Here is a 23717-nt window from a genome sequence, read left to right as displayed (position 1 = left end):
AAAAAACGGGAGGATGTTTCAAATGAAAAAATTATTACTTACAGCACTGATTTCAACTTCAATTTTGGGGCTAGCTGCTTGTGGCGGAAAAGATAAAGATGAAAAGAAACTTGTTGTGGGGGCTTCTAACGTACCGCATGCGGTTATTTTAGAAAAGGCTAAACCTTTATTAGAGAAAAAAGGAATTGAGTTAGAAGTGAAAAAATTCCAAGACTACGTATTACCAAATAAATCGTTAGCGGATAAGGATTTAGATGCAAACTACTTCCAGCACATTCCGTATTTAGAAAAAGAAATGAAAGATAAAAAATATGATTTTGAAGTAGCAGGAAAGATTCATTTAGAACCGATTGGTGTATATTCTCAAAAATATAAGAGCTTAAAAGAACTTCCAGACGGAGCGACAATTATTATGAGTAATTCAGTTGCTGACCATGGACGTGGTCTAGCAATTTTACAAAAAGAAGGTATTTTAAAAATTAAAGACGGAGTAGATCCGGTTAAAGCAACTCCAAAAGATATTGCGGATAACCCGAAAAACTTGAAATTCAAAACAGATATTGAGCCTGGTTTATTGCCACAAGTGTATAACAATAAAGAAGGCGACGCGGTTCTAATTAACTCGAACTATGCAATTGATGCGAAGTTAAACCCAGAAAAAGATGCAATTGCAATTGAAAGTAATGATTCACCATACGCAAACGTAGTAGCTGTTCGTAAAGGCGATAAAGATAAGAAAGAGATTAAAGCTCTTGTAGAAGTATTACATTCTAAAGAAATTGAAGATTTCATTAATAAAGAATATAAAGGGGCAGTTGTTCCTGTAAAAGAATAATTGCTGTAAAAGAGCTGGTGTATGCCAGCCCTTTTTATAACTACATAATTATACGGGAGAAGGGGACATCATATGAAAAAGATTTTATTGTCAGTTGTTACAGCGCTGTCTGTATTTACATTAGCTGCTTGCGGAGGAAAAGAGGAGAATAAGCTTGTTGTGGGAGCTTCTAACGTACCGCACGCTGTTATTTTAGAAAAGGCACAGCCGATATTAGAGAAAAAGGGTATTAAATTAGAAATTAAAAAATTCCAAGATTATGTGCTGCCGAATAAAGCGTTAGCGGATAAGGAAATTGATGCAAACTACTTCCAGCACATTCCTTACTTAGATAAAGAAATTCAAGAAAAAGGATATAAAATTGTAAACGCAGGGAAAATTCATTTAGAGCCAATGGGCATTTATTCTAAGAAATATAAAAGCTTAAAAGACTTACCAGATGGCGGGACAGTGATTATGAGTAATAACGTAGCGGAGCGTGGCCGTATGCTAGCGCTGTTACAAAAAGGCGGCGTTATTAAATTAAAAGACGGAGTAGATGTTGTGAAAGCAACAGTAAAAGATGTTGTAGAAAATCCGAAAAACTTAAAGTTTAAAACAGATGTAGAGCCTGGTCTTTCACCGAAGTTATATGAAAATAATGAAGGTGATGCATTATTTATTAATTCAAACTATGCAATTGATGCAAAATTAAATCCAACAAAGGATGCGATTGCGATTGAAGGATCAGACTCTCCGTATGCAAATATTATTGCAGTTCGTAAAGGTGACGAGAAGAAAAAAGAAATTAAGGAGCTAGTAGAAGTGCTGCATTCAAAAGAAATTCAAGATTTTATTAATAAAGAATATAAAGGTGCTGTACTTCCGGTAAGTGAATAGATATAAGGAAAGGGCTGGAAATTTACCAGTCCTTTTTTCTTTATATAAATAAGAAGAAAGGTGTATCATATAAGGATGCAAGTGAAATACTTATATACATTTGTGAAAAAATTGTTACTTTTTTTCATCGTTTGCGATATCATTTTATTTGATATAAAATTAGAATGAGAATAAAATGAGAATATGAACGTTTTAGGAATTTTTAAAATGTATATATAGGATTAATGGAGGTATTGAGATGGCTGGTTCTACATTAACGGTTAAAGACTTACACGTATCAATTGATGGCAAAGAAATTTTAAAAGGTGTAAACCTTGAAGTAAAAGGTGGAGAAATCCACGCAATTATGGGACCTAACGGAACAGGTAAATCAACTTTATCTTCTGCAATTATGGGTCACCCAAAATATGAAGTAACAGAAGGTAGCATCATCATCGACGGTGAAGATGTATTAGAAATGGAAGTAGACGAGCGCGCGCAAGCAGGTCTATTCCTAGCAATGCAATATCCAAGTGAAATTAGCGGAGTAACAAACGCTGACTTCTTACGTTCTGCAATTAACGCACGTCGTGAAGAAGGCGATGAAATTTCTCTTATGAAATTTATCCGTAAATTAGATAAAAACATGGAATTCCTAGAAATGGATCCAGAAATGGCACAACGTTACTTAAACGAAGGTTTCTCTGGCGGTGAGAAAAAACGTAACGAAATTCTTCAATTAATGATGATTGAGCCAAAAATCGCAATCTTAGACGAAATTGACTCAGGTCTTGATATCGATGCATTAAAAGTTGTATCTAAAGGTATTAACGAAATGCGCGGCGAAGACTTCGGTTGCCTAATGATTACGCATTACCAACGTTTATTAAACTACATCACTCCAGACTTCGTTCACGTTATGATGAACGGTCGTATCGTTAAATCTGGTGGCCCTGAGCTTGCACAACGTCTAGAAGCTGAAGGTTACGACTGGATTAAAAAAGAATTAGGTATTGAAGACGAAACAACAGAGCAAGAAGCGTAAGAGAGGAGCATAAACATGACAATCGGTACATTACCTTTCGATCAAGAAATAATCCGTCAACGCGCAAGCGAAGTAAACGAAGCAGCTTGGTTGACTGAGTTCCGCTTACAAGCTCTTGCACAAGCAACTGAACTTCCAATGCCAACTCCTGATAAAACGAAAATTGACAAATGGGACTTTATCGGAAAAGGCGACGCTGCTAAGCAAGAGCCTGTAAGTTCTTTAACAGAGCTTCCAGAAGCAGTGAAAAACTTAATCGATGAAAATAACAGCGTATTAGTGCAACGTACTGGTACAACTGCATTCGTTTCTTTAGCAGACGAAGCAAAAGAAAAAGGTGTTATTTTCACAGACATCGTAACAGCTGCAACAGAGCATGCTGAACTAGTACAAAAGTACTTAATGAAAGACGGCGTGAAGGTAGACGAGCATCGTCTAACTGCACTTCATGCTGCATTAATCAACGGTGGTGCATTCGTATATGTTCCGAAAAACGTTGTTCTTGAAACGCCACTTCAAGCTGTATTCTTAGTAGACGGCGAAGAAGCTAACGTATATAACCACGTATTATTCGTAGCTGATGCGAACAGTACTGCAACTTATGTAGAAAACTACGTTGCAAATGAAAATGCTAAAGGTATTGCAAATATCGTAGCAGAAGTAATCGTGGAACAAGGCGCACAAGTGAAATTCGGTGCGGTTGATTTATTAGCAAAAGACGTAACAACTTACGTTAACCGCCGCGGTATTGTTGGACGCGACGGCCGCGTTGATTGGGCTCTAGGCCTTATGAATGACGGAAACACAATTTCAGAGAACGTTACAAACTTAATGGGCGACGGTTCATATGCTGATACGAAAACAGTAACAATTGGCCGTGGTAACCAAACACAAAACTTTACAACTAAAGTTGTTCACTTCGGTAAACATTCTGAAGGTTGGATTTTAAAACACGGTGTACAAAAAGATAGTGCAACATCTATCTTTAACGGAATTGGTAAGATTGAACACGGTGCATCTAAATCAAATGCACAACAATCTTCTCGCGTTCTTATGTTAGATGAAAAAGCTCGCGGTGATGCAAACCCAATTCTTTTAATCGACGAAGATGATGTAATGGCAGGTCACGCAGCTTCAGTAGGTCGCGTAGATCCAACTCAACTATACTACTTAATGAGCCGTGGTATTCCAAAACGCGAAGCAGAACGTTTAGTCATCCATGGATTCTTAGCACCTGTAGTTAATGAGCTTCCAATTGAAGGAGTAAAGGCACAGCTTGTTGAGGTAATTGAAAGGAAAGTTCGCTAATGAATATTCATGAAATACGCAAACAGTTTCCAATTCTTGATCAAAAAGTGAACGGCAAACAACTTGTTTATTTCGATAGTGCAGCAACTTCTCAAAAACCAATTCAAGTCATTGAAACGTTAGAACATTACTATAAAGAATATAACTCTAACGTGCATCGCGGTGTTCATACGCTCGGTACGAAAGCTACCGACGCGTATGAAGGTGCACGCGAGAAAGTTCGCAAGTTTATTAATGCGAAATCAATGGAAGAGATTATTTTCACGCGCGGAACGACAACTGCATTAAATACAGTAGCGGCTAGCTATGGTCTTGAAAATGTAAAAGAAGGCGATGAAATCGTTATTTCTTACATGGAGCACCATAGTAACATCATTCCGTGGCAGCAAGTTGCGAAGAAAACTGGCGCAACTTTAAAATATCTTCCGCTTCAACCAGATGGGACAATTTCAATAGAAGATGCTCGTCAAACAATTACACCGAATACAAAAATCGTTTCTATCATGTATGTTTCTAACGTACTTGGAACGATTAACCCTGTAAAAGAAATCGGAGCAATCGCACATGAGAATGGCGCAATTATGGTCGTTGACGGTGCACAAAGTACACCTCATATGAAAGTAGATGTACAAGATTTAAACTGTGATTTCTACGCATTATCTGCTCATAAGATGTGCGGACCTACAGGTATCGGCGTATTATATGGTAAGAAAGAATTGCTAAACAATATGGAGCCAATTGAATTTGGCGGTGAAATGATTGATTTCGTAGATTTACAAGAATCTACTTGGAAAGAGCTTCCGTGGAAGTTTGAAGCAGGTACACCGATTATCGGTAATGCAATTGGACTTGGTGCGGCAATTGATTTCCTAGAAGAAATCGGTCTTGATAATATTGAAAAGCATGAGCATGAATTAGCGCAATACGCTTTAGAAAGACTATCAGAAGTAGATGGCGTTACAATTTATGGTCCAAAGCATCGCGCTGGTCTTGTTACATTTAATATTGAAGACGTACATCCTCACGATGTAGCGACTGTATTAGATGTAGAAGGTATTGCGGTTCGCGCAGGACACCACTGTGCACAACCGCTTATGAAGTGGCTGAAAGCTTCTTCAACAGCACGTGCGAGCTTCTATTTATATAATACAAAAGAAGAAATTGATACATTTGTTGAATCGCTAATCAAGACAAAGGAGTATTTCACAAATGTCATTTAATAATTTAGATACGTTATATCGTCAAGTTATTATGGATCATTACAAAAATCCTCGTAACCATGGCGTGCTAGAAGATAGTGTTACAGTTAACTTGAACAATCCAACTTGCGGCGATCGTATTCAACTTACGATGAAAGTAGAAGAAGGTATTGTGCAAGAAGCGAAGTTTGAAGGAGAAGGATGTTCTATCTCAATGTCTTCAGCTTCCATGATGACACAAGCAGTAAAAGGTAAGAAAATTGAAGAGGCGCTTCAGCTTTCTAAAATTTTCTCTGACATGATGCTAGGAAAAGAGTACGATGACAGCATCGATTTAGGAGATATTGAAGCATTACAAGGCGTATGCAAGTTCCCTGCACGTATTAAATGTGCAACATTAGCGTGGAAAGCGTTAGAAAAGGGCTTAAACGAAGATAAGTAATGTTAAAGGTTCCTAAAAACGAGGTTATCTAAGGAGGGACACACCAACATGGCGAAGCAACTGCCAGATATCGGCGATTATAAATATGGTTTCAAAGACAAAGACGTTTCGATTTTCCGTGCTGGACGCGGTTTAACAAAAGAGATCGTTGAAGAGATTTCACGTATGAAAGAAGAACCACAGTGGATGTTAGACTTCCGTTTAAAATCACTGGATAAGTTCTATGAAATGCCAATGCCACAATGGGGCGGCGACTTAAACGACTTAGATTTCGATGAAATTACGTACTACGTAAAACCATCTGAGAAATCTGAGAAGTCTTGGGATGAAGTACCTGATGAAATTAAAGCGACATTTGATAAATTAGGTATTCCAGAAGCTGAGCAAAAATATTTAGCTGGTGTATCTGCACAGTACGAATCTGAAGTTGTATACCACAACATGAAAGAAGACCTAGAAGCTCTAGGAATCGTCTTTAAAGATACAGATAGCGCATTAAAAGAGAACGAAGATATTTTCCGTGAGCATTTCGGAAAAGTAATCCCACCAACAGACAACAAATTCGCAGCATTAAACTCTGCAGTTTGGTCTGGTGGATCATTCATCTACGTTCCAAAAGGTGTGAAAGTTGATACACCACTTCAAGCGTATTTCCGTATTAACTCTGAAAATATGGGACAATTCGAGCGTACGCTTATCATCGTAGACGAAGGCGCACACGTACACTACGTAGAAGGTTGTACAGCACCTGTTTACACGACTAACTCACTTCACAGTGCGGTAGTAGAAATCATCATTAAGAAAGATGCATATTGCCGTTATACAACAATCCAAAACTGGGCGAACAACGTATACAACCTAGTTACAAAACGTGCGGTTTGTGAAGAAAACGCAACGATGGAATGGATTGACGGTAACATCGGATCTAAATTAACGATGAAATACCCAGCAGTTATCTTAAAAGGCGAAGGTGCTCGTGGTTTAACATTATCTATCGCGATTGCTGGTAAAGGCCAACACCAAGATGCTGGTGCGAAAATGATTCACTTAGCACCAAACACATCTTCAACAATCGTTTCTAAATCGATTGCGAAGCATGGTGGTAAAGTAACTTACCGTGGTATTGTACACTTCGGACCAAAAGCGAAAAACTCTCGCTCTAACATCGAGTGTGACACGTTAATCATGGATAACCAATCTACATCTGATACAATTCCTTACAACGAAATTAAAAACGATTACGTTTCACTTGAGCACGAGGCGAAAGTATCGAAAGTATCAGAAGAACAATTATTCTACCTAATGAGCCGTGGTATTTCTGAGCAAGAAGCTACAGAAATGATCGTAATGGGCTTCATCGAGCCATTCACTCGCGAACTTCCAATGGAATACGCAGTTGAAATGAACCGCCTAATCAAGTTTGAGATGGAAGGTTCTATCGGTTAAATAGAAATGCGGAGCCGACTGTTCAGACCCGTTGGCTAAGGTTCTTCCGCACAGAAGATGCTTTTTATCTTCTCGTGCGGAAGGTTCTTAGACATGAGGGTCTAGGAGGCGAAGCTGGACAATATATGTATGAAGAAAGCGCCCTGCTGTGCAGGGCGCTTTTTTTATTGTGTGAGCTTGGCTTGGGGTGGGGTTAGCCGAGATACCCAGGTGGGTTTCTGGCTAAATATATTAGCGATTTTTCAAATATATCGACGATAACTCCGAATATATCAGCGATTATTTCAATATATCGGCGATTCGACAAGGGATATCGACTTATCAACAAATTACGACAGGAAGAACAGGTCGTATACCCCGAACCTAAATCGTATCCACCTTATCCACAGATTTAACACGTTCCAAAATATACTTCATCCCAACAAAAGAACCGTACCCAATTAAAGCTCCTAGCATATTGAGTATGATGTCATCAATATCGAAAACACCAGTAAAGGTAAGGAGTTGTAACGATTCAATTAATAAAATGAACTTAATAAAAATTTTGGATGCCATTTTTACATTGTTAATTTGTTTAAATAATAAAGGTAGCAGGAATCCGAATGGGATGAATATGATGACGTTTCCTAATGTGTTCATAAGTACGATTTCTATATTATAAGGATCTAGTAAATGAGTAGGATCGAATCCACTTAAATAGTTGATTGTACTTCTGAAAGGAACTAAGTTTATTAACCCACCGTGTATAGCATGCCAGTCACCTGTTTCAAAGAAGTACTTCAGATTACCAAAGTAAAAAGCTGACCTCCCGAGCAATAGTTTAAATAACAAAACAAACGAATACGGTAAAAACAGTCCCCAGCCAATCCACTGCACATATTTTTGCATAGAAGATTGCATCGCTTTTTCAATTTCAGTTCCTAAAGTAGAGGCTTCTCCAAAGTTTTGAATGGCTAATGCAGTAGCTTCTTTTTCAGATTTTCCTTGATCGAGAAATTCTTGTTTTAAGCTTGTGAGATGATCATAAATTTCGAAGTATAGTTCGCTTTTATCAGATTGGGATAGGTTTGTTTTTTGAACGATACTCTTTATGTATTTTTCAATCGTCATTAATTTAAAGCTCCTTTCTGACAAGTTTTAATAAGAGCTGTAACTGAATCCCACGCTGTTAGTTTTTCTTCTAAAATTTTCTTTCCGTTCGTAGTGATGCGATAAAATTTTCGTTTCATACCCGTTTCAGATTCGCCCCAGTAGGAATTTATTAAATCCTTTTGTTCCAGACGTTTGAGTGCTGGATAGAGTGTACCTTGGCTCATTGTGTATAAATCATTGCTGTTTTCTTTTAGCTTTTGAATAATTTCATATCCGTACGTATCGTGCTGTTTAATGATGGAGAGAAGTAAAATATCAATACTTCCTTTTAATATCTCTTTATCCATTTTATGGTTCACCACCTTATAATGAGATTGTAACACGACATATGTCGTGTTACAAGGTATATATGCATGAGTATACCCCTGCTAGTATACATTTCAATATATCAGCGATTTTTCAAATATATCGACGATTATTTCAATATATCAGCGATTATTTCAATATATCGACGATTCGACAAGGAATATCGACTTATCAACAAATTACGACATAGCAGAGCGGGCGTATACCCCTCAATATTTAGATGATATGCATGAAGTGGCCGAATGGAAGTAGTTGAGGCTAAGATATTGACAAACCCCCACAACACCCCCACAAGAAAACCAAACAAACACCTCGTAAAACCACTCAACAAACTTTCTGACAAATCCCACCCCCGTTCTCTCAACGAATCCAACAACTAAAAAAAGAAAGTTTCTCATATGAAAAAGGGCAATCTTTTGCTTTTTCTCACAATGCGAGTACAATGTAAAATAGCAAGAAAAGACGAAAAGTATTTACAGGATTATTGCGTACGCATAGCGTAAATGGCAGTAAGGAACTGAGAGGAGGTTTTTTCTCTGAATATAAATAAAGAAACAATTATCCACCTTTATCATACAAACGATATACATAGTCATTTTGAAAATTGGCCGCAAATTTCTCGGTTTGTACAAGGAGAGAAAAAGCGAAGACAGGAAGCGGGAGAGACCGTTTTGACTGTAGATATCGGCGATCATGTGGATCGTTTTCATAGTATTTCGGAAGCGACGAATGGGCTTGGCAATACGAAGCTTTTAAATGAGGCGTTATATGATTATGTAACGATCGGAAACAATGAAGGAATTACGTTAGCGAAGGAGCATTTGAATCGTCTATATGATGATGCTGGATTTGAGGTGCTTGTCGCGAATTTATTTGAAAAAGAAGGGGTACGTCCGGAGTGGGCAAAGCCTTATAAATTACATACAACGACAGATGGGATTACGATTGCTTTTATCGGATTAACGGTTGCGTATCCAGAGTTTTATCAAATGTTAGATTGGCATATTGAAGATCCAATCGAGCATTTAGAGTCTATTTTAGAAGAAGTGAGAGGTGAGGCTCATATAACGGTTGTCCTTTCTCACCTTGGAAAAAGCATGGATGAGCATATGGCGGAGCATTATGATATAGATGTTATTTTAGGGGCACATACGCATCATTTATTTGAGCGTGGTGTTCTTATGAATAATACGTTACTTTGCTGTTGTGAGAAGTGGGGACGTTACGTTGGGCACGTTCAACTTACTGTGGATAAAGAGATGAAGAAGCTGTTGAAAAAGGATGGTAGAGCGATTAAGACTGAACGTTTAGGTGCTTATAGCAAACCGTTATCCACAATTGAAGCGCTGCAGGAAGAAAGTGAACATATTATGGAAGAGCCTGTCGTTCATTTAAAGGAATCATTACCGGTTAATTGGTTTCATGAGACAGCATTTTCGCACATGTTAGCAAATGCGCTGAAAAACTGGTGTGGTGCAGAGATTGGCATGGTGAACGCTGGTGTACTTCTTGAAGGATTAGAAGAAGGCGTTGTGACGCGCGGAGATATTCACAGAATTTGTCCACATCCCATTAATCCATGTTTATTGAAAGTGCCGGGGAAAACGTTACGAGAAGTGATATTGAAAGCAGGTCGCCCGAATATGGAGAACCTTGAGGTAAAAGGATTCGGATTCCGCGGGAAAGTAATGGGAAAAATGATTTACGCTGGTGTAGAAGTCATTCCAGATACGATTCCTGGGAATAAAATTTTACTCGAAGATGTATTAATTAACGGGGAATCGCTGGAATTAGATCGTATATATACAGTAGGAACGATTGATATGTTTACATTCGGCTACTTATACCCAGAGCTATCCACACTTTCTGACAAACAATATTATATGCCAGAACTACTTAGAGATGTGTTAACAGACATGTTAATAACTTATACATCTTCCGTCAAACTATAGGCTAGTTAACTTGTAACACTCATTTTTCTCTTGTCATACAGATAAGAAAGAGAGGAGTGTGAACTATGGTTAATGTGGAGCCAATTATAATCGATAATTATACGTTTATTGCGGTTAGCGTCAAACTTCCAAAGACAAATTTGCTAGCTGTAATGAGCGATAAAGGATATATTATGTGCGGTGCATTAGATGTAGGTCTTTTAAATGAGAAGTTAGGGGATCGAGGTATTATTGCCGGCCGCGCGGTTGGTGTAAGAACGATTGAACAACTTCTTGAAGCGCCGCTAGAATCAGTAACGATTGAAGCTGAAGCTTTAGGTATTACGGCTGGCACAATCGGAAAAGAAGCATTATTAAAAATGAGATAAGCATATATCGTCCCTCCTTCTTGCATAGAAATGATATAAGAAGGAGGGTTTTGTATGAGTATATTTCGTTCGAAAAATTCGCGGTTTCGAAGGGGACCTATTTCCTTTCGGCACATACTGCTTATGTCGTTTATTCTTTTTGTCATATTACTCGTGCAAGGATTATGGATTGTGAATAGCAGCATTCAGCCGACATTAATGAAATATGGAGAAGTAGAGACACATAAAATGGCGACAGCGGTTATGACGAAGGCGGTAAAAGATAGGATCGATGAGGGATTCGATGTCGATTCATTAATGAAAGTACAAAATGATAAAAACGGGAAAGTGTCCACAATTAATTTAAATACGAAGCAAGTAAATGAAATCGTAACGTCAACGACCACATACATAGAAAAATATTTACAGCAAGTAGAACAAGGGAATTTGAAGGGGCTAGGTATTTCTGAAAAAAATGGGGCAACAATGGCAGTTCCGTTTGGCCGTGTAACAAATAATGCACTTCTTGGAAATATCGGACCCGGCATTCCAATTGATTTCACAACGATTGGTCATGTAAATACGGATATTAAACAAAAAATTGAGCCGCACGGAATCAATACGACTGCGATTCAAATTATTATGGAGATGGAAGTGACGTTGCAAGTCATTATTCCATTTCATACGAAAGAAATAAAAGTAAAACAAGATGTTCCGATTGCGACGCGTATCGTTCAAGGGGAAGTGCCTACGTATTATGGAAGCGGAAGTGTTGTTGTACCTGATAAAAAGAAAACGGATAGTTAGTCGAATATAAAAAATAACCGTAGCAATGTGCTACGGTTATCGTTTTGTATTCGCGCGTTCTTTTCGCTCCCAAAGACTTAAATGCATGTATGGATCGAAAGCCCATTCTGTATAACCATTGTCTTTATACATACCGAAATGTAGGTGGGGCGGGAATTTTCCAGCTGTGCCGGGAGGTCCGTAACCGGTGCTACCAACAAATCCGATTACTTTTCCAGGCTCGACAATTTGCCCAAGCTGTATTTCTTTTGAGAATCCACCTAAATGAGCGTAATAATGGTAATTATTATGAAGGTCGCGAATGCCGATGCGCCATCCGCCAAGGCGGTTCCAGCCTTTTGTTTCAATAATGCCATAGCAAGTGGATCTTACTGGTACGCCATAGCCTGCAAAAATATCAGTTCCTTCATGAACTCTTCGTCCTCCAAAACTTCTTCCAGCGCCGAAAGTACTACGGTAGCTATGGTCACTGCGAATAGGGAGAGGAAACGCATTTCCTTCTAAATTAATACGTCCATAATGTTTATAAATTTGGGCGTATTCGGTGATTAAATCAACTGTTTTTGCACGTCTATAATATTCCCAGAGCATGATTTTAATACGTTCTTCTGACGTTCCTTGTTTCTTTAAAATCGTTGCTGCTGTATGCAAAAGATCACGGTCGTTATTTGCATTTGCAAATCCATCTTTGTCACCATCTAAACCTAACCCGCCAAATAGAGCAATTGTATGGGGGAGAGTGTCGTTACCATTAACAGGTCCAGCCCATATTTCTGGTTTGAAATAAAGGGAAATGATGGCATCTGGTTTTTTCGGAATATCTTTTCTTACGCTCCGTATATTTCTTTCGTATTGATCCATTGCAGCTAAGTAATACCACGGAATGCCTGAAGCTTGCTCGGTTTCTTTATATAGTGCCATGCGCTTTTCGTATATGCTTTGCTGATTATCTTCACCGTAAGCGATGTTTTGGTGGAGAAGAAAGCAAATCGAAAGCAAAAGAGAAATTTTTCGAAGCATGAAATAGACTCCTTTCACATCATCACTCTTTTTAGTGTGGGATATACGGAGTATTTCATTATAGGGAACGATTGGAAAAAATCTTAGAATCTTCATTTGAGCAAATCGCTTTCATACGTTAGAATAGATATGTTACATTGAAAGAAGCGAACACGGTAAACTATTTCATATTGTGCGGAGTTGATAACCATGACAAAACAAACAGAATATAAGCGCAAGCCCGAATGGTTGAAAATTAAGTTAAACACGAATGAAAACTATACAGGCTTAAAGAAAATGATGCGTTCTAAAAATCTTCATACAGTTTGTGAGGAAGCAAAATGTCCGAATATTCATGAATGCTGGGCTGTAAGAAAAACAGCAACATTTATGATTTTAGGTGCGGTTTGTACACGTGCTTGTCGTTTTTGTGCGGTTAAAACAGGCTTACCAACTGAGCTTGATTTACAAGAGCCAGAACGCGTAGCAGATTCTGTAGTACAGATGGGCTTAAAGCACGTTGTTATAACAGCGGTTGCACGTGATGATTTAAAAGATGGTGGAGCAGCTGTTTTTGCTGAAACAGTACGCGCTGTACGTCGTAAAAATCCATTTACGTCAATCGAAGTATTACCATCTGATATGGGTGGAGTAGAAGAAAACTTAAAAATGTTAATGGATGCAAAACCAGATATTTTAAACCATAACATTGAAACAGTACGTCGATTATCTGACCGAGTTCGCGCTAGAGCAAAATATGATCGTTCATTAGAGTTTTTACGTCGAGCAAAAGAAATGCAGCCTGATATTCCAACTAAATCGAGCATTATGGTGGGCTTAGGTGAAACGAGAGAAGATTTAATTGAAGCAATGGATGACTTACGTGCAAACAATGTAGATATTTTAACTCTTGGACAATACCTACAACCATCTAAGAAGCATTTACCAGTTCTTAAATATTACCCACCAGCAGAATTTGCAGAGCTAAAAGAAATTGCACTTAGCAAAGGCTTTAGCCACTGTGAAGCTGGCCCACTTGTGCGTTCTTCTTACCATGCGGACGAGCAAGTTCGTTCTGCAAAAGAAAACACAGCAGAAGCAAAATAATGAAAAAAGGGAGCTAATGATTAGCTCTCTTTTTGTTTGTACTCCAAAACAGTATTTGAACATGTTAATAAAATCTTTTTTAATTCTTCTGTGGATAATTCAATTGTAAATTCAGGTACACCAGGTGTAATTAAAATTTTATCGTACGTATAAATAGCGTTATCCACAATAATTGTTACATCGTGTGAATACCCGAAAGGAGCTACACATCCCGGCGTACAACCAGTTTTGTCTCGCAGTTCATCAGGAGAACAGAGAGATAAGCGTTCTCCCGTTAGTTCTTTCATCTCTCCGCGGTTAAGCCTTGTGCCCTCTAACGTGAAAAATACGTAATAATCTCCAGCCTTTGATTTTAAAAATAAGCTTTTACTTGGAGTGCCTTGTAAGCCAAGCCTCTCGCGTACGATCCGATCTGTCTCATAATCGAGTACCGGTTCATGTTCAAATTTTTCATAAGAAACATTTGTTTTATGTAGTAAAGCAAGTACATCTTCGTACATATGGAGTGATACCCCTTTCTATTATTAGTACAGTTCCTTCTCGTGGCGTCAACTGAATGTGTTGGAAAGAGATATTACTTGGACGGTGCTTTCCATAATCGTTTTAGGCTACATTGTTCATCAATTGTAATTTCGTACATATCAGGATTGGTTAAAGCTTTCCATTCATGAAAGCCGATCGTATGATCAAGGTGCTTTAAAATGAGCGTAAGTAAGTTTCCATGTGTAACGAGTAATGTTGTAGAATGGTTTAATTTTAAAACGTCTTCGATAAGCGATATAGCACGGTCCGTTGCTTGTTTTGTTGACTCTCCGCCTGAAAAGGCAATATCTATATTTATAAAAGTAGATTCTAGTTTTTGCATCCAATCGTCCATTGGAACGTCGCTTAATATGCGTTCAGCTAATCGTTCATCTTCTTGGATAGACAAATTAGCTTGGAGTGCATAGGGCCGAATAGAATCGATAGCTCGCACAAATGGGCTTGAAATAATATGATCTATTTGTAGTTGGTTTTCTAAGAGGAATGTAGCAAGGGTGTTTGCTTGTTTTTTTCCATCGGTCGTTAATTCGGCATCACGTTCTTGGCCAGTTGCTGAACAATGTCGTATTACAATAATTTTCTTCATAATTCATCCCCATCTTTCAAGTTGACGCTATATACTTCGACAAATGCGAAAAAAATTCCTTTTTATTGGAAAGTGCATAGTGATTTATATATATGGAAAAGTAATGTGGATAATGAAAATTGAGGTGCCAGTATGAAAAAAATGATATGTATCGTATTCATGATGTGTTTTCTGACGCAAATGTCCACAACATATGCACAATCCAATCAAAAGTTAGGTTATCCAAGTAATCGAAATAAGCCATTTGTGAGCGAAGATGTGTTTTACGAACAGTTAGATAAGAAAATGTATAAAGAATACAATAATGCAGCGTATAGTGTTCGAAAAAAGATTTTATTTAAAGAAGTACCCGATGAAGAACTTTCTTTTCTACAAAAAACAGCCGCGGGTTGTCGGGGTGAAGTGGTGCTTCAAGATTCTTTTATTCACCCTGATCGCCAAGTTTATTTTTTCGCTTCCTTTTCTCAAAATGAAGTAGAAGAGTTACACAAGTACATCGTTATAGATGCAGAAACAAAGAAGGAGCTGCAAAGTGGCAAAAGTTATCATCACTATGATAATCCTTATAAAAAATAACCCACCAATTGGCGGGTTATTTTTTATTCCGGCACACTCATTAATTTCTCTTTCATTTTACGAATAAGAATGATAGCACCAATTGTGAAGAGAAGGGTGATTCCTTCTGCAACAAAGATGTTAATTGTTTTCGTTTGGTAAAGTGCCGCGAAGAAGTCTACAAGTGCGTGGAATAGTATAGCGTACACAAGGAAGATATATTTCTTCTGCTTCACTGCGTATAAAACAAGCATTGTAAAGGCGATTTGAAGCACGAGTGCCATAATTCTTTCTAAGCTACCAAGGAAGTATAAGTAGGCAGGTTGCTGAATTAACATGTCCTGTAGGCGACTTAGTTCCGGCATTTTTTCGACCATCTGGGCGAAGCTACCGTTGTTAATTGAATTCGCAAATATAAGTGCTTGGAATGCAGAGAATCCGCCAACTAAAATGGATTCTATCCCGCCGTGACCTATTCCGTAAGCAAAGCCATCTTTATATTCTTGATATTTTTTTAGTAGGAAGAAGAAGGCAACGAAGCGTCCTAATTCTTCAAAAATACCAGCAGTGAGTCCGCCATAGAGTGCGAAAACAAATGGATTTTCTAAAATTGGAGCGATTGCTGGATTACCGCGCATAAATAGGTGGAATGGTGTTTCGAGAATTTGGGTAAATCCGATAAAGATAAGAACACCAACGCCGACTACTTTCCAATTTATATTATATTTTTTACGGAAATAAACGAGTACAATAATTGGGACCAGAATCGAGACAATGAGTTGAAAGATGATGCTGGCAATTACAGTATTTGAAACCATACTTTCACCGCTTTCTAATATATGTACATATCTATTATGCATGAAATATAGGAGAGATGAAACTTTTTAAGATAAAATGAATTTACTTATTGACTCTAACGTTGCGTCATACTTTATCGTATGTACTAAGGGGGAGATACGCATGACAATGAAGGTAAAAGAAGTAGCTAATTTAGTTGGAATTAGTGTGCGCACACTGCATCATTACGATGAAATCGGGTTGTTAACCCCAGACGAGACGACAGAGTCTGGATATCGTCTGTATTCCAATGAAAATTTAGAGACGTTGCAGCAAATTTTATTTTTTAAAGAATTAGGCTTCCCTTTGAAGAAAATTAAAGACATTATCATGAGTCCATCATTTGACCGGGAAGAAGCATTGCAGCTTCATAAAAAAATGCTTCTTGAAAAGCGGGCTAGGTTAGATAAAGTGATTGCGACGATTGATAAGACAATTCAGCATACAAAAGGAGAGATTGAAATGACGAATAAAGAGAAATTTGAAGGCTTCGATTTCAGCCATAATCCGTACGAAGAAGAAGCGCGTGAAAGATGGGGAGACGCAGCTGTAGATAAAGCGAATGAATATGCGAAAGGTATGTCAAAAGACAATCAAGAAGAGTTTAATACGATTTACAGAAATTTAGCGGCGCTTAGACATGGTGCACCAGATTCTAAAGAGGCACAAGAAGCAATTGGAGTATGGTACGATTATTTGCAAAACTTCGGTGAATATTCATTAGATGCTTTTAAAGGACTTGGTCAAATGTACGTCGCTGATGAGCGCTTTACGAAAAATATCGATAAGTTTGGCGAAGGTTTAGCTCAGTTTATGTGTGATGCGATGGAGGTTTACGCAAATCGTAAGAAATAGTAAAAAATAAAGAAGATGGAGGTTTTCTCCACCTTCTTTATTTTTTTATCATATCATTCAAAGTCTGATCCCCCGTATTGTTCAAATGAGGATTTTTGCTCATTTCACGTTTTAACATATCGAGGCTCTGTGTATATTCTGTATCATTTAATGCGCCAGATTGAAGGCCTTGAATTTGAGAAATCAACTTTTGGTCTGTTGATACATATGCTTTATAATAGCGAGGGACGATGGACAAAGCAGCTCTATATACTTGATCCGCTACGAGTTTTGGATCTGTTGTGTTTGCACGGTATACAACAAATACTTCATCATCGGTAACGAGCGTAGCAGCGTTTGTAACGTCAGGAAGTTTGACTGTCATACTTGTAATCATTTCAGCGACTTTCTCACGGTTAATGGCTCCTACTTGTTTGTTAGACACTTCATGCTTTTGTTTAGATGAATAACCGACTCTTGTAAGCCGTGTATTTGTATTTTCCGTATGATACATGTCGTTTTTATTGGAAACAAGAACACGACTTCCTTCTTCACGTTCCATTTCGGCTTTATTCGTTGATTGGCAGCCTGCAAATAAGGAAAGAGTGAGAAGAGAAAGTATAATTTGTTTTTTCACGATGTATCACCTCCTTCTCCATAGCATGCACTAATTTTCAATTTTTTGTATTTGAAATTGTTGGTTGGTATGCTTTGTGATACGATAAAAAGAAGAATGCTTAGAGAGGAAGTTAATGATGGAGCAAAAGCAAGAGATTCATGCTACGGTGAGCATTAATAATGTGCAGTACGAAGTAATTAAAAACTTTCGTGACGGTTTTAGTGAAGAAGCATTTAAAGAGCGCTATGCAGAAATTTTAAATAAATATGATTACATCGTTGGGGACTGGGGTTATGAGCAACTTAGATTGCGCGGATTCTTTGATGACAGTAACCAGCGTGCGACATATGATACGAAAATTAGTACGTTATCGGAGTATTTATACGAGTACTGTAACTTCGGTTGTGCACACTTCGTATTACGAAAAGTGAAGAAATAAAAAAATCCTCTTACGATTGTAAGAGGATTTTTTGCATTATAAACAAATCGAGATACGATCGCCTTCAGAAAGTATTGTATTTGGTTTCATTTGTTGTCCGTTCAATTGAATATCCCCGTTTTTAATTTTATTCACAATGCGTGTACGGCTCCAGTCGGAAATATATGTGGATAAAGTTTTATCCATCCGGTGGGAACCGAAAACGAGGTCTAATACAATCGTAATTTCAGCTATACCATTTTCTTTATGTTGCGTAATGGAAATGGTAGTAGTTGTTTCTAGTTGATCCTGCTGCGACATATCGACTGTTTCAACGTGATCAGTAAATGATTTATAAATACGCAATTTTTGATTCCACGTATGATCTTTCGGACATTTATAAATAGCAAAGCGGTATATGTTTTTTCCGTTGGCGTTATGCCTACGAATATTTGTATCGGTAAATAGGGTAGTGCGTCTGCAATTTTTACAATACTTTTCGATTGTGTTTTGCTCGTTTTCATATAAACTCCAAGAAAGTTGTACTTTCTGCATTTTCCTTCACCTCTTATAGTAGTGGCAAAGAAACGTAATACAGCTATTTGGATGTCTTGTAGTATGAAGACAGAAGGAAAAGACAAAAATAAAAGGAGGTTCCCCAAAGAGGAACCTCCGTAAACATCATACTACAGATGCAATACGTTCCTTTGTAATGGGAATGGGCAGACTACTCCCTTGAAAAAGCATGGTGCTTTTTTGAGAGTAATGCTATCCAATTGCTGGTCCATTACAAAGTAGTTATTGGCATACGTAGATAACGTCCTTTCTATCCAAATAGATTTATTCTTCATTATAACATAAAGATTAGAAAATTCAAAATACTTAAAGCGAAAAAAACACCAGCTAAAAAGCTGGTGTTTGGGATAAATTATATAAGTTCAAATAAAAATGAGCGTAGTTCTTCTGCAATTTCTTCAGTCATAGAAAATGCGTGCTCTAAGTAGCCTGGTTCGTTTAAATCGTCAGCGCCGATGATTGCGAATTTATTACGCTGCATATCAAGGACAATTGTTTTACCGTAATGACGATCGGAGTATAATAGCGCTAAATCATGACGCTCATTTTCTCCCATAAAGCTAACGAAACGAGTTTTTGTAGCGACAGTGTCGTCGTACAGAAAGAAACGTTCTTCCATACACATGGCTCCTTTTATTAAATATCTAAGTTTAAGTGTGGCTTATGATCTAAATGGTGATGCGTTTTAATGAATCGTACTGTTCTTGTTTTGTAACGCATTACGATAGAGTATGTTTCAGCTAAATCTCCGCCTAGGAATTTTACGCCGTCTAATAATTCACCAGCAGATACACCAGTTGCTGAGAAGATTGCGTCATCACCAGATACTAAGTCTTCTAGCATTAGAAGTTGACGAGGGTCTTCTAATCCCATTTCACGACAACGAGCTTCTTCTTCTTCGTTCATTGGAACTAAGCGAGCTTGCATTTCACCTTCAAGACATTTTAATGCTGCTGCAGAAATAACACCTTCTGGAGCTCCACCGATACCTACGAATAAGTCGATACCTGTCCCAGGTAGTGCTGTTGCGATTGACGCACCAACATCACCATCACCAAATAATTTTACGCGTGCACCTTTTGCACGAACACGATCAATAATATCTTGATGACGTTCACGTTCTTGAACGATAACTGTTAGATCGCGAATCTTTTTATTGTTAGCTTCTGCTACAATTTCAATTGTTTTTTCAATTGGATCATCTAAGCTAATTTTACCAGCTGCTTTTGGACCAACCGCGATTTTTTCCATGTACATATCAGGAGCATGAAGAAGGTTTCCTTTATCTGCGATTGCGATAACTGCCATTGCATTTGCAAGACCTTTTGCAACGATGTTTGTACCTTCTAATGGGTCAACGGCGATATCTACTTCTGGACCGTTACCTGTTCCTAGTTCTTCACCAATATATAACATCGGTGCTTCATCAAGTTCTCCTTCACCAATTACAACTGTACCTGCCATGTTTACTGAATCGAACATATCACGCATTGCTGTAGTTGCTGCATCATCTGCTTCGTTTTTCTTTCCGCGGCCCATCCACTGTGCGGATGCTAATGCTGCTGCTTCTGTTACACGGACAATTTCTAGTGCGAGTTCACGTTCCAAGGTTCCATTCCTCCAATTTCAAAAATCATACAAATATAACTATAACAAATAACGGAGAAAAGGTGAATTCGAAAAATTGTCGATTTTTTCAGAAGAAAGCGTTACAATTAAAATGTAAATGCTTTAATTTCCAGGTAGGTGACATTCATGTATTTTGTAGACAGAAAGAAAATAGAACAAATGCTAGTATGTTTAGAACGAGCAACAAGTACATTTCAAGAGAAAAAGATATATGAAACCGAGTTTGAATTTTACGCATTAGAACGCATAGCTCATCTAATGATTGATTGTGTATTAGATGTAGGGAATGCGATGATTGATGGATTTATTATGCGCGATCCAGGAAGTTATGAAGATATTATCGATATTTTAATGGACGAGCGAGTGATAAGTACAGAAGATGGACAAGGGATGAAAGAAATTATCCTTCTTCGAAAAATGCTTACGCAAGATTATATTCAAATGAATCATGATGAATTATATAAGACGATTCAAAAACATATTGCAGTGGTAGAGAAATACCCAGCAAATATTCGCAGTTATTTAGAGAAGGAATTAGGACCTGTATCTGCATTTGTACCAGAATAATTATGCTTATAAGATCCCCAGAGAATGCCTTTTGGGGGTCTTATATTGTATGTGAGGGAGAAGGGTGAAGCATGGGGGAAGCACGTACGACGAAAGATGAAATTGTGCAGTTGTTGAAAGTAAAGGGAGAGCACACGGTAGCGGAACTAGCTGAAATGTTAGAGATTACAGAAATGGCAATTCGAAGACATTTAAGTAATCTTGAGAAAGATGGTTTCATCTATTCCAAGATGGTAAGGCAACATGTCGGAAGACCAACTTATTTGTATGGATTAAGCGAAAAGGGAGAAGATACATTTCCGAAAGAGTATAAGCAATTTGCGATTGATATGCTAGAAGATTTAGCTCGAATGGGCGATGAAAAAATACTTCGTTACGTTTTAAAAGAGAGAACGAAGCGTATGGAAGAACAGTTGCAAAAGCGAGTGAGTAATCAAAAGAATTTAGCATATAAAGTGCAAGAGATAGCAGCTATGCAAGAGAAAAATGGTTATATGGTTCAAATCAAGAGAGATGGAGAGAACTCTTTCGTAATTGAAAAACAAAATTGTCCGTTAAAGGAAATTGCAGAGAGATTCCCGCAAGTGTGTGAAGATGAAAAAGAGATGTATAATCGTTTATTTGTGAACGCAGATGTGAAAACGCTAGCAAACATGTGCGAGGGCGATTGTAGTTGTTCTTACCAAATAAAAGAGAAAAAATGAACGTTATGGGGCGCTTTAAGGTAAAGCGTTTTTTTCTTTTGGAAAAGCGGGTAATATAAGAGTGGTATGATAAGGTGAGAACGTTAGCATAGAAGGAGAGACATAATCGATGTATAAAGGTTACTTAATTGACTTAGACGGTACAATGTATCGCGGAGAAGAACAAATTGAAGAAGCGAGCGACTTCGTAAAAGCGTTAGGAGAGCGCGGCATTCCGTATTTATTCGTTACGAATAACTCAACTCGTAAACCAGAACAAGTGGCAGAAAAACTTGTTCGTTTCGATATTCCAGCGAAAGCAGAGCAAGTATTCACAACGAGTATGGCAACAGCAAACTTCATTTATGAACGTAAACAAGACGCAACTGTATATATGATTGGTGAAGAAGGTTTACACGATGCGCTTGTGGAAAAAGGATTTGAACTTGTAGATGAAAATCCTGATTTCGTTGTTGTCGGTTTAGATCGTGACATCACATATGAAAAATTAGCAAAAGCTTGTCTTGCTGTGCGTAACGGCGCAACGTTTATTTCTACAAATGGAGACATTGCCATTCCGACTGAGCGCGGATTATTACCAGGTAACGGTTCATTAACATCAGTTGTAGCAGTATCAACAGGTGTGGATCCAATCTTTATCGGAAAACCAGAATCAATCATTATGGAACAAGCCTTGAAAGTGCTTGGCATAGAAAAGAATGAAGCATTAATGGTTGGGGATAACTACGATACAGACATTTTAGCAGGAATAAATGCTGGTATGCATACACTTCTTGTCCACACTGGAGTAACAACTGTGGAGAAGTTAACAGAATACGAAGTTCAACCGACGCAAGTTGTGCATAACTTGACGGAGTGGATTGAGAAGATGTAATGAAGAAAGCTGTTCCATACTTTGGAGCAGCTTTTTTCTAATATTTGCGGGTAGCCCGATTGGGGTGGGCTAATATTCAGTTGTAATTAGTGTCGTTTTTTGTCGATAAGTCGATATATTTAGAAAATCGCCGATATAATTTGAGTTGCGCTGATATATTTGGAAAATCGCCGATATAATCTGAGTTGCGCTGATATATTAAAAAAATCGCTGATATAATGTTATTTAAAACGCACGATTCACAACATCTTTAACCTCTTCAAGATATTGTTTACGCACACTATCATCCACAGAAGGGACACTTGTATAGAATGTATGCTCAATTGTTTCAATGCCTGTAAATTCAAAAATACCAACATCCGCTGTTTTCTTCATTGCGTCAAACATACCGCCTGTTGTGTATGCCTCTTTCGTATTTCCCATTGTAGATAATAATAATCCTTTTTTACCGCTTAATAACTTTTCAATACCATTCTCACCGTAAGCATAAGCGAAGCCGTGGCTAAATACACGATCAACGTATCCTTTTAAAATAGCAGGAAGTCCCGCCCACCAAACCGGATAAATAAATGTAATGCTATCAGCCCAAGAGATATGTTCTTGCTCTTCTTTAATATCTGCTGGTGTGTTTCCTTGAGAAAATGAGATGAAATCGGAAGCGTCTAATACTGGGTTGAAGTTTAATTCGTATAGATCGCGAACGCGTACTTCATGACCTTTTTCTTCTAATTCACTTTTTACCGTTTCTAAAATCGCATGGTTGAAGCTTTCTGTATTCGGGTGTGCATAAACGATTACATGTTTCATTGTTCTTCCTCCTATTTGTGGATATGTGAATGGTTTCACTGTAACCATTATTGTTACCTCTTTTGCGAAAGTCAAGTAATACATATGTATAAAAAGACGCCTCAAATCGTCTTTCTACACTCCGCTCATACAAAGAACAAAGAAAACAAATAAAATGATAACAATACCAATGCCGAAGTTAAATACGAGAGTACTATCCATATTATGTAACCTCCTTGTTTGAAAGTAAAAAGCACTCTAGACAAGAGTGCTTTTTTATTTTGAGTCTACTTAAAAACTTTGAAAAAAGGACTCATGCATGTAAAGAGTTATATCATTTTATGTGTTTATGCTTTGAAATGAGTAAGTCCTTGTAAGGTATAGAA

Annotated in this window: 28 protein-coding genes; 17 read left to right on the top strand and 11 right to left on the bottom strand. The window is 37.8% G+C overall.

Annotated elements, in window-relative coordinates:
* Positions 1 to 22: 22 nt before the first annotated feature.
* From metQ (MKY00_RS25160) to sufB, 7 genes are all read left to right on the top strand, one after another.
* The gene (gene metQ, locus MKY00_RS25160; protein ID WP_016718832.1) at positions 23 to 835 is read left to right on the top strand and encodes a methionine ABC transporter substrate-binding lipoprotein MetQ; all 813 of its coding nucleotides are present in this window, start codon (positions 23 to 25) and stop codon (positions 833 to 835) included.
* Between the two features lie 72 nt (positions 836 to 907).
* Positions 908 to 1714, top strand: a complete 807-nt coding sequence (gene metQ / locus MKY00_RS25155) for a methionine ABC transporter substrate-binding lipoprotein MetQ (RefSeq protein ID WP_000722401.1) — start codon at positions 908 to 910, stop codon at positions 1712 to 1714.
* 238 nt (positions 1715 to 1952) lie between these two features.
* Entirely contained in the window at positions 1953 to 2738 is a 786-nt protein-coding gene (sufC, locus tag MKY00_RS25150; RefSeq protein WP_000929157.1) for a Fe-S cluster assembly ATPase SufC, read from the top strand.
* Positions 2739 to 2753: 15 nt separating this feature from the next.
* Entirely contained in the window at positions 2754 to 4046 is a 1293-nt protein-coding gene (sufD, locus tag MKY00_RS25145) for a Fe-S cluster assembly protein SufD (protein WP_016718831.1), read from the top strand.
* Positions 4046 to 5266, top strand: a complete 1221-nt coding sequence (sufS, locus tag MKY00_RS25140; protein ID WP_016718830.1) for a cysteine desulfurase SufS — start codon at positions 4046 to 4048, stop codon at positions 5264 to 5266. Before sufD ends, sufS begins: the two co-directional genes overlap by 1 nt.
* A complete protein-coding gene (sufU, locus tag MKY00_RS25135) occupies positions 5256 to 5687 on the top strand; it encodes a Fe-S cluster assembly sulfur transfer protein SufU (RefSeq protein ID WP_000009523.1) in 432 nt (143 codons plus the stop codon). Before sufS ends, sufU begins: the two co-directional genes overlap by 11 nt.
* A gap of 48 nt (positions 5688 to 5735) precedes the next feature.
* Positions 5736 to 7133: a Fe-S cluster assembly protein SufB gene (gene sufB / locus MKY00_RS25130; protein ID WP_001118823.1), complete on the top strand. Its 1398-nt coding sequence runs from the start codon at positions 5736 to 5738 to the stop codon at positions 7131 to 7133.
* A 363-nt stretch (positions 7134 to 7496) separates the two neighbouring features.
* Here the strand turns inward: sufB and MKY00_RS25125 are convergent, their stop codons facing one another.
* Positions 7497 to 8243, bottom strand: coding sequence for a VanZ family protein (locus MKY00_RS25125; RefSeq protein WP_016718829.1), 747 nt, complete (start codon positions 8241 to 8243; stop codon positions 7497 to 7499).
* Entirely contained in the window at positions 8243 to 8572 is a 330-nt protein-coding gene (locus tag MKY00_RS25120) for a PadR family transcriptional regulator (protein ID WP_000356633.1), read from the bottom strand. Before MKY00_RS25120 ends, MKY00_RS25125 begins: the two co-directional genes overlap by 1 nt.
* A gap of 555 nt (positions 8573 to 9127) precedes the next feature.
* On the opposite strand from MKY00_RS25120, the gene MKY00_RS25115 reads away from it, so the two are divergent.
* The 3 genes from MKY00_RS25115 to yunB all read left to right on the top strand — a co-directional run bounded on the left by MKY00_RS25115 (position 9128) and on the right by yunB (position 11697).
* Positions 9128 to 10543, top strand: coding sequence for a bifunctional metallophosphatase/5'-nucleotidase (locus tag MKY00_RS25115; RefSeq protein ID WP_267498555.1), 1416 nt, complete (start codon positions 9128 to 9130; stop codon positions 10541 to 10543).
* Positions 10544 to 10608: 65 nt separating this feature from the next.
* Positions 10609 to 10911 carry a YunC family protein gene (locus MKY00_RS25110; protein ID WP_000248463.1) on the top strand — a complete coding sequence of 101 codons (303 nt, stop codon included), beginning with the start codon at positions 10609 to 10611 and terminating at the stop codon, positions 10909 to 10911.
* A gap of 54 nt (positions 10912 to 10965) precedes the next feature.
* On the top strand, positions 10966 to 11697 hold the full coding sequence (yunB, locus tag MKY00_RS25105; RefSeq protein WP_016718827.1) for a sporulation protein YunB: 732 nt from the start codon (positions 10966 to 10968) through the stop codon (positions 11695 to 11697).
* 36 nt (positions 11698 to 11733) lie between these two features.
* Here the strand turns inward: yunB and MKY00_RS25100 are convergent, their stop codons facing one another.
* Positions 11734 to 12717, bottom strand: a complete 984-nt coding sequence (locus MKY00_RS25100) for a M23 family metallopeptidase (RefSeq protein ID WP_016718826.1) — start codon at positions 12715 to 12717, stop codon at positions 11734 to 11736.
* Positions 12718 to 12906: 189 nt separating this feature from the next.
* On the opposite strand from MKY00_RS25100, the gene lipA reads away from it, so the two are divergent.
* The gene (gene lipA / locus MKY00_RS25095; RefSeq protein WP_000166370.1) at positions 12907 to 13803 is read left to right on the top strand and encodes a lipoyl synthase; all 897 of its coding nucleotides are present in this window, start codon (positions 12907 to 12909) and stop codon (positions 13801 to 13803) included.
* A 20-nt stretch (positions 13804 to 13823) separates the two neighbouring features.
* Here the strand turns inward: lipA and MKY00_RS25090 are convergent, their stop codons facing one another.
* Both MKY00_RS25090 and MKY00_RS25085 read right to left on the bottom strand, forming a co-directional pair.
* A complete protein-coding gene (locus MKY00_RS25090) occupies positions 13824 to 14303 on the bottom strand; it encodes a YbaK/EbsC family protein (protein WP_000272744.1) in 480 nt (159 codons plus the stop codon).
* Between the two features lie 74 nt (positions 14304 to 14377).
* On the bottom strand, positions 14378 to 14932 hold the full coding sequence (locus MKY00_RS25085; protein ID WP_016718825.1) for a histidine phosphatase family protein: 555 nt from the start codon (positions 14930 to 14932) through the stop codon (positions 14378 to 14380).
* A 132-nt stretch (positions 14933 to 15064) separates the two neighbouring features.
* Between MKY00_RS25085 and MKY00_RS25080 the strand changes: the two genes are divergently transcribed.
* The gene (locus MKY00_RS25080; RefSeq protein ID WP_016718824.1) at positions 15065 to 15508 is read left to right on the top strand and encodes a hypothetical protein; all 444 of its coding nucleotides are present in this window, start codon (positions 15065 to 15067) and stop codon (positions 15506 to 15508) included.
* 23 nt (positions 15509 to 15531) lie between these two features.
* On the opposite strand, the gene MKY00_RS25075 is transcribed toward MKY00_RS25080, so the two are convergent.
* Positions 15532 to 16347 carry a YhfC family intramembrane metalloprotease gene (locus MKY00_RS25075; RefSeq protein WP_011040809.1) on the bottom strand — a complete coding sequence of 272 codons (816 nt, stop codon included), beginning with the start codon at positions 16345 to 16347 and terminating at the stop codon, positions 15532 to 15534.
* 100 nt (positions 16348 to 16447) lie between these two features.
* Between MKY00_RS25075 and MKY00_RS25070 the strand changes: the two genes are divergently transcribed.
* Positions 16448 to 17179 carry a MerR family transcriptional regulator gene (locus MKY00_RS25070; protein WP_016718823.1) on the top strand — a complete coding sequence of 244 codons (732 nt, stop codon included), beginning with the start codon at positions 16448 to 16450 and terminating at the stop codon, positions 17177 to 17179.
* A gap of 37 nt (positions 17180 to 17216) precedes the next feature.
* Here MKY00_RS25070 and MKY00_RS25065 read toward each other — a convergent pair whose 3' ends face one another.
* Positions 17217 to 17795 (bottom strand): YhcN/YlaJ family sporulation lipoprotein, encoded by a 579-nt coding sequence (locus tag MKY00_RS25065; protein ID WP_000744038.1) that lies wholly within the window; start codon positions 17793 to 17795, stop codon positions 17217 to 17219.
* Between the two features lie 118 nt (positions 17796 to 17913).
* Here MKY00_RS25065 and MKY00_RS25060 point away from each other — a divergent pair, with 118 nt between their 5' ends.
* The gene (locus tag MKY00_RS25060) at positions 17914 to 18216 is read left to right on the top strand and encodes a YutD family protein (protein ID WP_000435941.1); all 303 of its coding nucleotides are present in this window, start codon (positions 17914 to 17916) and stop codon (positions 18214 to 18216) included.
* Between the two features lie 36 nt (positions 18217 to 18252).
* Here MKY00_RS25060 and MKY00_RS25055 read toward each other — a convergent pair whose 3' ends face one another.
* The 3 genes from MKY00_RS25055 to glpX all read right to left on the bottom strand — a co-directional run bounded on the left by MKY00_RS25055 (position 18253) and on the right by glpX (position 20379).
* Positions 18253 to 18750 (bottom strand): hypothetical protein, encoded by a 498-nt coding sequence (locus tag MKY00_RS25055; protein WP_016718822.1) that lies wholly within the window; start codon positions 18748 to 18750, stop codon positions 18253 to 18255.
* A gap of 373 nt (positions 18751 to 19123) precedes the next feature.
* Complete coding sequence (locus MKY00_RS25050; RefSeq protein WP_000392606.1) at positions 19124 to 19390, bottom strand: DUF3055 domain-containing protein; 267 nt, start codon at positions 19388 to 19390, stop codon at positions 19124 to 19126.
* Positions 19391 to 19407: 17 nt separating this feature from the next.
* Positions 19408 to 20379: a class II fructose-bisphosphatase gene (gene glpX / locus MKY00_RS25045; RefSeq protein ID WP_000439091.1), complete on the bottom strand. Its 972-nt coding sequence runs from the start codon at positions 20377 to 20379 to the stop codon at positions 19408 to 19410.
* Between the two features lie 147 nt (positions 20380 to 20526).
* Between glpX and MKY00_RS25040 the strand changes: the two genes are divergently transcribed.
* The 3 genes from MKY00_RS25040 (at position 20527) to MKY00_RS25030 (ending at position 22545) form a co-directional block, all read left to right on the top strand.
* Positions 20527 to 20967 carry a DUF86 domain-containing protein gene (locus tag MKY00_RS25040; RefSeq protein WP_000274011.1) on the top strand — a complete coding sequence of 147 codons (441 nt, stop codon included), beginning with the start codon at positions 20527 to 20529 and terminating at the stop codon, positions 20965 to 20967.
* A gap of 71 nt (positions 20968 to 21038) precedes the next feature.
* Complete coding sequence (locus MKY00_RS25035; RefSeq protein WP_016718821.1) at positions 21039 to 21671, top strand: helix-turn-helix transcriptional regulator; 633 nt, start codon at positions 21039 to 21041, stop codon at positions 21669 to 21671.
* Positions 21672 to 21780: 109 nt separating this feature from the next.
* On the top strand, positions 21781 to 22545 hold the full coding sequence (locus MKY00_RS25030) for a TIGR01457 family HAD-type hydrolase (RefSeq protein ID WP_000276467.1): 765 nt from the start codon (positions 21781 to 21783) through the stop codon (positions 22543 to 22545).
* Positions 22546 to 22770: 225 nt separating this feature from the next.
* Here the strand turns inward: MKY00_RS25030 and MKY00_RS25025 are convergent, their stop codons facing one another.
* Complete coding sequence (locus MKY00_RS25025; RefSeq protein WP_029141223.1) at positions 22771 to 23352, bottom strand: NAD(P)H-dependent oxidoreductase; 582 nt, start codon at positions 23350 to 23352, stop codon at positions 22771 to 22773.
* Positions 23353 to 23717 lie beyond the last annotated feature (365 nt).

This window comes from Bacillus sp. FSL R9-9834 (assembly GCF_038006905.1).
Taxonomy (GTDB): Bacteria; Bacillota; Bacilli; order Bacillales; family Bacillaceae_G; genus Bacillus_A; species Bacillus_A pacificus.
This window is presented reverse-complemented; position numbering and strand designations above follow the sequence as displayed.

Bases quoted from the DNA above. Each gene is read 5' to 3' on its own strand.
- metQ (WP_016718832.1), top strand. From the start codon at position 23: ATGAAAAAATTATTACTTACAGCACTGATTTCAACTTCAATTTTGGGG.
- metQ (WP_000722401.1), top strand. From the start codon at position 908: ATGAAAAAGATTTTATTGTCAGTTGTTACAGCGCTGTCTGTATTTACA.
- sufC (WP_000929157.1), top strand. From the start codon at position 1,953: ATGGCTGGTTCTACATTAACGGTTAAAGACTTACACGTATCAATTGAT.
- sufD (WP_016718831.1), top strand. From the start codon at position 2,754: ATGACAATCGGTACATTACCTTTCGATCAAGAAATAATCCGTCAACGC.
- sufS (WP_016718830.1), top strand. From the start codon at position 4,046: ATGAATATTCATGAAATACGCAAACAGTTTCCAATTCTTGATCAAAAA.
- sufU (WP_000009523.1), top strand. From the start codon at position 5,256: ATGTCATTTAATAATTTAGATACGTTATATCGTCAAGTTATTATGGAT.
- sufB (WP_001118823.1), top strand. From the start codon at position 5,736: ATGGCGAAGCAACTGCCAGATATCGGCGATTATAAATATGGTTTCAAA.
- MKY00_RS25125 (WP_016718829.1), bottom strand. From the start codon at position 8,243: ATGACGATTGAAAAATACATAAAGAGTATCGTTCAAAAAACAAACCTA.
- MKY00_RS25120 (WP_000356633.1), bottom strand. From the start codon at position 8,572: ATGGATAAAGAGATATTAAAAGGAAGTATTGATATTTTACTTCTCTCC.
- MKY00_RS25110 (WP_000248463.1), top strand. From the start codon at position 10,609: ATGGTTAATGTGGAGCCAATTATAATCGATAATTATACGTTTATTGCG.
- yunB (WP_016718827.1), top strand. From the start codon at position 10,966: ATGAGTATATTTCGTTCGAAAAATTCGCGGTTTCGAAGGGGACCTATT.
- MKY00_RS25100 (WP_016718826.1), bottom strand. From the start codon at position 12,717: ATGCTTCGAAAAATTTCTCTTTTGCTTTCGATTTGCTTTCTTCTCCAC.
- lipA (WP_000166370.1), top strand. From the start codon at position 12,907: ATGACAAAACAAACAGAATATAAGCGCAAGCCCGAATGGTTGAAAATT.
- MKY00_RS25090 (WP_000272744.1), bottom strand. From the start codon at position 14,303: ATGTACGAAGATGTACTTGCTTTACTACATAAAACAAATGTTTCTTAT.
- MKY00_RS25085 (WP_016718825.1), bottom strand. From the start codon at position 14,932: ATGAAGAAAATTATTGTAATACGACATTGTTCAGCAACTGGCCAAGAA.
- MKY00_RS25080 (WP_016718824.1), top strand. From the start codon at position 15,065: ATGAAAAAAATGATATGTATCGTATTCATGATGTGTTTTCTGACGCAA.
- MKY00_RS25075 (WP_011040809.1), bottom strand. From the start codon at position 16,347: ATGCATAATAGATATGTACATATATTAGAAAGCGGTGAAAGTATGGTT.
- MKY00_RS25070 (WP_016718823.1), top strand. From the start codon at position 16,448: ATGACAATGAAGGTAAAAGAAGTAGCTAATTTAGTTGGAATTAGTGTG.
- MKY00_RS25060 (WP_000435941.1), top strand. From the start codon at position 17,914: ATGGAGCAAAAGCAAGAGATTCATGCTACGGTGAGCATTAATAATGTG.
- MKY00_RS25055 (WP_016718822.1), bottom strand. From the start codon at position 18,750: ATGCAGAAAGTACAACTTTCTTGGAGTTTATATGAAAACGAGCAAAAC.
- MKY00_RS25050 (WP_000392606.1), bottom strand. From the start codon at position 19,390: ATGGAAGAACGTTTCTTTCTGTACGACGACACTGTCGCTACAAAAACT.
- MKY00_RS25040 (WP_000274011.1), top strand. From the start codon at position 20,527: ATGTATTTTGTAGACAGAAAGAAAATAGAACAAATGCTAGTATGTTTA.
- MKY00_RS25035 (WP_016718821.1), top strand. From the start codon at position 21,039: ATGGGGGAAGCACGTACGACGAAAGATGAAATTGTGCAGTTGTTGAAA.
- MKY00_RS25030 (WP_000276467.1), top strand. From the start codon at position 21,781: ATGTATAAAGGTTACTTAATTGACTTAGACGGTACAATGTATCGCGGA.
- MKY00_RS25025 (WP_029141223.1), bottom strand. From the start codon at position 23,352: ATGAAACATGTAATCGTTTATGCACACCCGAATACAGAAAGCTTCAAC.